Origin of the sequence: Pedobacter suwonensis (assembly GCF_044762335.1) — a bacterium.
GTDB lineage: Bacteria > Bacteroidota > Bacteroidia > Sphingobacteriales > Sphingobacteriaceae > Pedobacter.
This window is the reverse complement of record NZ_JBIWEB010000011.1, coordinates 169,551-177,194: the sequence shown is the minus strand read 5'-3', so window position 1 is coordinate 177,194 and position 7,644 is coordinate 169,551. Positions and strand designations below refer to the sequence as shown.

At 40.9% G+C, this 7,644-nt stretch carries 3 protein-coding genes and 1 rRNA gene; 2 read left to right on the top strand and 2 right to left on the bottom strand.

Annotated features, from left to right (window positions below):
- Positions 1-209: 209 nt before the first annotated feature.
- Together rrf and ACIQXP_RS17390 are read left to right on the top strand one after the other, a co-directional pair.
- Positions 210-321: ribosomal RNA gene (rrf, locus tag ACIQXP_RS17395) — 5S ribosomal RNA — on the top strand.
- Positions 322-1,210: 889 nt separating this feature from the next.
- Entirely contained in the window at positions 1,211-2,191 is a 981-nt protein-coding gene (locus ACIQXP_RS17390; protein ID WP_090985332.1) for an acyl-ACP desaturase, read from the top strand.
- Between the two features lie 65 nt (positions 2,192-2,256).
- Here the strand turns inward: ACIQXP_RS17390 and ACIQXP_RS17385 are convergent, their stop codons facing one another.
- Positions 2,257-5,652, bottom strand: a complete 3,396-nt coding sequence (locus tag ACIQXP_RS17385; protein WP_387506282.1) for a methylmalonyl-CoA mutase family protein — start codon at positions 5,650-5,652, stop codon at positions 2,257-2,259.
- A gap of 330 nt (positions 5,653-5,982) precedes the next feature.
- A complete protein-coding gene (pafA, locus tag ACIQXP_RS17380; RefSeq protein WP_387506280.1) occupies positions 5,983-7,641 on the bottom strand; it encodes an alkaline phosphatase PafA in 1,659 nt (552 codons plus the stop codon).
- Between the last annotated feature and the right edge of the window lie 3 nt (positions 7,642-7,644).

The window sequence follows — 7,644 nt, the reverse complement described above, 5'->3', positions numbered from 1 at the left end:
TACTACGTTGATAGGCTACAGATGTAAAGGTGGCGACACCACAGTCGAGTAGTACTAATCATCCGAAGCTTTCAAAGCAAACAGAACTGTTGTTTGTTCTTCATGCTAACTTCTTTCAATCATGTTTAAGGTTTAAGGCGATAAGGTCTGAGGCGTAGGGTTAAACCCTTCCACCTTTATACCCTTCCCCTTCTACCTCAATAAAATATTCAGGTGCCTATATCGGTGGTGTCCACCTCTTCCCATTCCGAACAGAGAAGTTAAGCCCACCAGAGCCGATGGTACTGCGGTAACACGTGGGAGAGTAGGTCGGTGCCAGATCTTAAAGAGAAGCCCTTCAGCAGTAATGTTGAAGGGCTTTCTTGTTTTACGGGCAATGGGCACAGCGCAAAGTGCATAGCGCGGTTTCCCGGCATTAAGGGGTTAGGGCGCTAAGCTGTGTTCCCCGCAGATTACACCAATCTCCGCTGATAGCATTCCATCATCCGTTCTACATCTTCCATCGAATGCCCTAGGTTAAATAGCCCTGATGGTAGCGGCATCCCTTTTGGTTAAGAAAAATTGTTTAAAAAATAAGGTTTCCAAAAGGATAGAGCGCACAGCAGGACGGAACCCGACCCAAGCGCACGGGACACTGCGCTCCAGGACCAAGAGGTATTTAAACCATTAAGAAGTTGAGAAAAGTTAAGGTTGTACTTCCGCAGATTTACACCTATCTTTGTAAAAAGCATCCCATCATCCATTTTACATCTTCCCTTATATCCCGGGTTAAATAGCCCTGATGGGAACGGCATCCCTTTTGGCTAAGCAAAATTGTTTAAAAAATAAGGTTTCCAAAAGGATAGAGCGCACAGCAGGACGAGACCTATCCCAAATGCTCGGGACACTGCGCTCCAATACCAAAAAGTTTTTAAACCATTTAGGAATTGAGAAAAGTTAAGGTTGTGCTCCCGCAGAAAACGCTGATCTCCGCAGAGACCATTCCATCATCCGTTTTACATCTTCCATATTTACTCCTATATTTTCTGTCTAAGGTTAAATAGCCTCGATGGGAACGGCATTCCTTTGGGCTGGAGATTAAAGTTATTTCTCTTAAGGTTGCCAATTGTGGTTAAATTTAAAACTGATTAATACTAAATATGTTTAATATCACAAGGTTTGCCACAATATTTGGTTATCTTTGTTTTTAATAAAAATATAATCATAAATAATGAGTTTTTTTGCAGATAAAAGAAGGGAAGTAATGGTGCATATCGAAACGTATATGCTGGAGATGATGGATACCTATCTTAAACCAATTGATACGAACTGGCAACCGTCTGATTTCCTTCCTGACTCTACGAGCGAAACATTTTATCAAGATATCCGAATTTTAAGGGATAATGCAAAGGACCTTTCTTACGATCTTGTAGCGGTATTGATTGGCGATACGATTACTGAAGAAGCTTTGCCTACTTACGAATCGTGGTTATCAATGGTGCAGGGGCCGAGTATGAAAGAAGATGGTGGCTGGATGAAATGGAACAGACACTGGACTGCTGAAGAGAACCGCCATGGTGATTTATTGAATAAATATTTATACTTGTCTGGTCGCGTAGATATGCGCCAGATGGAAATCTCTACACAATACCTGATTGCCGATGGCTTCGATATTGGTACTGGTCATGATCCTTATCGCAACTTTATTTATACCTCTTTTCAGGAGATGGCAACCAATATTTCTCACCGAAGGGTAGCTTCTTTAGCCAAAAAAGATGGTGATACTTTATTATCCAGAATGTGTGGTGTAATCGCTTCTGATGAGGCGAGGCACGCCAAAGCTTATAAGGATTTTATGAACCGTATTTTCGAGGTTGATCCTAATGAAGCCATGTTGGCTTTTGAAGACATGATGCGTAAAAAAATTGTCATGCCTGCACATTTCCTACGCGAGGTAGGTTTAAAAATAGGTCAAACATTTGGCCACTTTACAGATGCTGCGCAACGTTTAGGTGTTTACACGGCGATTGATTATGTTGAAATTATGCAGCAGTTAATCGAGGATTGGAAAATTGAAGGCATGCGGGATTTAAATGAAGCAGGTGAAAAAGCACGTGATTATATTATGGCATTGCCTTCGCGTTTATTACGTGTTGCAGAACGTATGAAAAATCCAACAATTGATTATAAATTTAGCTGGATTGCCGGATAATCAGTTTAAAAAAATATGTGAAGTCCCCCGATGCAAGTCGAGGGATTTTTTTTGGGCTTATTCCCTTACATATTTCTTCTGTATTGGCCACCCACTTCGTAAAGGGCATTGCTAATCTGGCCTAATGAGCATATTTTACACACTTCCATAAGTTGCTCAAAAATATTATCTCCAGCTATGGCTGATTTTTGAAGTTGTTTTAACAAATCTGCTGAACGGTCTTCATTTCGGTTTTGAAATTGTTGTAATGCAGCAATCTGGTATTGTTTTTCATCCTCAGTTGCACGAATTACCTCTCCCGGAACAATGGTAGGTGAACCATTTTTATTGAGAAAGGTATTTACACCTACTATCGGGTATTCACCTGTATGTTTCAGCGTTTCGTAATACAAACTTTCTTCCTGGATTTTTCCACGTTGATACATCGTTTCCATTGCTCCCAAAACACCACCTCGATCGTTGATTCGTTTAAATTCGGATAGAACAGCTTCCTCAACCAGATCAGTCAATTCTTCAATAATGAAAGCGCCTTGTAGTGGATTTTCATTTTTAGCCAGACCCAATTCTCTGTTAATGATCAACTGGATGGCCATGGCTCTCCTTACCGATTCTTCCGTTGGGGTGGTGATGGCTTCGTCGTACGCATTAGTATGAAGGGAATTGCAATTGTCGTATATGGCGTAAAGTGCCTGTAGCGTAGTTCTGATGTCATTAAAATCGATTTCCTGAGCATGTAATGAACGGCCGGATGTTTGAATGTGGTATTTAAGCTTTTGCGAACGGTCGTTTCCTTTGTATTTGTTTTTGATGGCTTTAGCCCAAATTCTTCTGGCTACGCGGCCTATAACGGCGTACTCAGGATCAATACCATTGGAGAAGAAGAAAGACAGATTAGGTGCAAAGTCATCAATATGCATGCCCCTGCTTAAATAATATTCAACAAAAGTAAATCCATTACTTAAGGTAAATGCCAGCTGAGAAATCGGATTGGCACCCGCTTCTGCAATGTGATAGCCGGAGATAGATACCGAGTAGAAATTTCTCACTTTCTCATCGATAAAGTATTTCTGAATGTCGCCCATCATCCTTAAGGCAAACTCTGTAGAGAAGATACAGGTATTTTGCGCCTGATCTTCTTTTAAAATATCGGCCTGAACCGTTCCCCGTACCGAACTGATGGCTTTAGCTTTAATAGTGGCATAAACATCGGCAGGAAGCACCTGATCGCCGGTGAGACCCAAAAGCATTAAACCTAAGCCGTTATTTCCTTCAGGTAATGCGCCATTGTAAGATGGTCTTTCTATATTTTTGGCTTTATAGATTGAAACAATTTTAGCCTCTACTTCTTCTGTCAGACCATTTTCAATAATGTATTTTTCGCATTGCTGATCAATCGCCGCATTCATGAAAAAACCTAATAACATTGGTGCCGGGCCATTAATAGTCATTGAAACCGACGTAGAGGGTGCACATAGGTCAAAACCGGAATATAGTTTTTTGGCATCATCCAAAGTTGCAATGCTTACACCGGAATTACCGATTTTACCGTAGATATCGGGGCGGACATGCGGATCTTCTCCATAAAGTGTAACGGAATCAAAAGCGGTAGATAAGCGATGTGCCGGTTGACCTAACGATACATAATGAAAACGTTTATTTGTTCGTTCAGGGCCACCTTCTCCGGCAAACATTCTGGTAGGGTCTTCACCGTCTCTTTTTAAAGGAAAAACGCCTGCCGCATAGGGGAATTCACCCGGAAGGTTTTCGGTTAACAACCATCTTAAAATATCGCCCCAGTCTTCATATCTTGGAAGAGATACCTTTGGGATATTTAGTTTTGAAAGTGATTCGTAAAATAAAGGCTGTTTAATTTCTTTATCGCGGACTTTATAAATGAAAAACTCCTCTTTGTATGCTTTTTTTGTTTCTGGCCATTGGCGCAATAGGCGTTTGCATTCGCCGTCTAATTGCTCTTCGAAGAATTCATAGCTTGCCTTTAGGTTTTTTGATATCTCATCCTGAGAATCTTTTTCTAAAGATAGTGGATTAGTCTCTCCTAATAAGTCGATTACCCCTTTAAGCTGGTACATTTTACGGGCGATGGTAACCTGTTTCTCTACCCAATCATTGTATGTTTGGCTTGCCTCAGCAATTTCTGCCAAATACCTGATCCGATCGGGAGGAATAATGTAAATTTTCTCTGACTGATCGGAGGTTAATTCCATTTTGGCATTAAAATCAGTTCCGGTTTTTAATTTAATCTGATCCATCAAAGCAACGAACAGGTTATTCATTCCCGGATCATTAAATTGGGAAGCCATAGTACCATACACTGGAATTTCATCGTCTTTAGCATCGAAAATGTTATGGTTGCGCTTATATTGTTTACGCACATCCCTTAGTGCATCCAAAGCCCCTCGTTTATCAAATTTATTAATCGCTACCAGATCAGCAAAATCTAGCATATCGATTTTTTCGAGTTGTGTAGCTGCCCCAAATTCAGGCGTCATCACATACAATGAAACATCACAGTGTTCGGTAATTTCGGTATCCGACTGGCCAATACCAGAGGTTTCTACAATAATCAGATCATAACCTGCAGCCTTACAGATGTCGATACTTTCCTGTACGTTTTTTGATAAAGCCAGGTTGGCCTGTCGGGTTGCCAATGAGCGCATGTAAACCCTTGAATTATTAATCGCATTCATGCGGATGCGGTCGCCAAGTAGGGCACCTCCTGTTTTTCTTTTTGAAGGATCGACCGAAATAATAGCCAGGGTTTTATCTTTTACTTCAACCAGGAATCGACGGACCAATTCATCGACCAGGGATGATTTTCCTGCACCACCGGTTCCGGTAATACCTACAACAGGAGCATTGTTATTTTGAGATAAACGCTTTAATTCGTTAACAAATTTTTGAGCAGCTTCAGGATCATTTTCTGCGACAGTAATGGCACCAGCTATAGCTTTGATATCTTTTGTGGAGATGCTTTTGAGATCATTGCCAATGTCTGTTTTGGTTACAAAATCAGTTTGTATCAGCATATCATTAATCATGCCTTGCAGCCCCATTTTACGTCCATCATCAGGAGAGTAGATTTTGGCAATTCCGTAGGCCTGTAATTCTTCAATCTCTGAAGGTAGAATCACGCCGCCGCCACCTGCAAATATTTTGATATGACCCGATCCTCTTTCCTGTAAAAGATCGTACATATATTTAAAATATTCAATATGTCCGCCCTGATAGGAGGTCATGGCAATACCCTGTACATCTTCCTGAATGGCACAGTTCACCACCTCATCAACCGAACGGTTGTGGCCAAGATGGATAACCTCAGCTCCTGATGACTGCAGGATACGGCGCATGATGTTAATGGTGGCGTCGTGTCCGTCGAAAAGGGACGCAGCGGTTACAAAACGGATTTTATTTTTAGGTTTATAGATTTCTACTGGTTGCATACTATGGGATTTAAAGGACTGGCATGCTCGGGTAACCAATCCTTGTTTCCAAATATATTTGGTATGCAAATGTACTAAATTATGCTACTTAAAGCATGAATACCCTATACCGTTATGGCTTTTGGTTCAGCTATAAATTTTGCCTAAATTAAAGTAAATAACCGCTATTGTCGTCAATGATAAACGGTCTCAGACTGTAGTCGAGAACCACAAAGTGTTCATCAGAGCTAAGTCTATTGAGGCAGATCGCTCCATTCCACTGTATTTCAGCCGAGATGACGATTGAATTAAAAACAAAAAAACTATGCTGGTGAGCATAGTTTTTTAGTGTTATTTATTGGTGATTTCAGTGATCGGTTCACCTACTGTTCCATTCGGGGTTTGGATATGCAGTAAAGCCGCTAATGTTGGTGCAATATCTGTCATGTAATGCATTTGGTTTGTTGCGCCCGGCTTAATTCCCCATCCCATAAAAACCAGAGGAATGTGCGAGTCGTAAGGATTCCAGTTACCATGTGTGGTTCCCGTGCTGCCACCATTAAACCAGTTCGGTTGTAAAACATAATAAATATCGCCACTTCTACGGGCATTGTATCCGTTGGTAATCATTTTCTTCTGGATCTCCTGAAGTGTGGCCTGCGATACTTTCGCAATATCTACCGCATTCTGAAAACCATCCTGCCTTTTTAAGAATTCAACCGAGGCGGATTTAATCACATCAAAGCTGATATCTGCTTTGTCTGTCTTGTCATGATCGAAGATGATCTGGTTATTCATCGATTTTAATACGACATTGTCTAACTTAAATTTATCGTTTAAATAGGCATTTAATTTACTTGCAATTTCTCTGTCGCTCACCACACCGGCAGGTAGCTTATTCTCTTGCATAAAGCCAGGTACATGGGCAGCGCCATGGTCGGCCGTTAGAAATACAGTATAATTTCCTTTACCTACCTTTTTATCCAGATAGTTGAAAAACTCTTCGAAATCTTTATCCAAACGCAAGTAAGTATCTTCAGCCTCAATAGAGTTTGGTCCGTAAGCATGACCAATATAGTCTGTAGAAGAACAGCTGACTGCTAAAAAGTCGGTGATGTTGTCTTGCCCCAGGTCTTCGGAAAGAATAGCGAGTTTGGCTAAATCTAAAGTGATGGTATTGCCATAAGGTGTACTTCTGATGGCATCGAAATTTTTATCAATGTTTTGTGTTAGCTGGTGTGGAAATGTACTTGATTTACCTTCATATGCATTTTCATCTTTTGTGCTGTTTACATAGGTATTGATCGGATATAGCGTTTCCCAGTTTTTTGCATAAAACTTGTTCGCGAGTTTCAGTTTGTTATAATCGGCAATCCAGCCCGGAACCTCTTTCATATAATAGGTACTGGTAATCCAGTTTCCGGTACTACCCTGGTACCAATACGCTGCATTTGCGGCGTGACCAGCCGGAAGGATGGAACCTCTGTCTTTCAAAGAAATACCGATTACTTTCCCTTTAAAGTTTGTCGCCAGTCTCAACTCATCAGTAATGGTTGTGGTGAGCATATTTTTTGGCGACATATTGCCTTCTGATGAAGGTGTACTGCCCACTGTAGAAACCGAAGAATCTTCTGTGCAGTAAACACTTTTCCTGGTTTCAGGATCGTACCAATCATTACCGATAATACCATGAACAGCTGGAACTGAACCCGTGTAGATGCAAGTGTGACCACATGCAGTATATGTCGGTGTATAGGGAATAAATGTGTTTTCAACAGAAAAACCTTCGTTGATCAACCTTTTGAAGCCACCATTAGTGTAGCGGTTATAATAGCGGTATAAATAATCCCAGCGCATTTGGTCGACTACCAGACCTACCATCAATTTTGGACGTGCAACCTCCGCAGGAAATGCTTTGGCAGATGTTGTGCTTGTTTTTTTGGTTTGGGCGGATGAAAATGAGATCGAAAAAATAGAAACGGTAAAGATTAAACGGAATATTTTATTCATTAT

What these genes read in the sequence shown, in the direction of transcription:
- ACIQXP_RS17390 (WP_090985332.1), top strand. Translation starts at nt 1,211, where the DNA reads ATGAGTTTTTTTGCAGATAAAAGAAGGGAAGTAATGGTGCATATCGAA.
- pafA (WP_387506280.1), bottom strand. Translation starts at nt 7,641, where the DNA reads ATGAATAAAATATTCCGTTTAATCTTTACCGTTTCTATTTTTTCGATC.
- ACIQXP_RS17385 (WP_387506282.1), bottom strand. Translation starts at nt 5,652, where the DNA reads ATGCAACCAGTAGAAATCTATAAACCTAAAAATAAAATCCGTTTTGTA.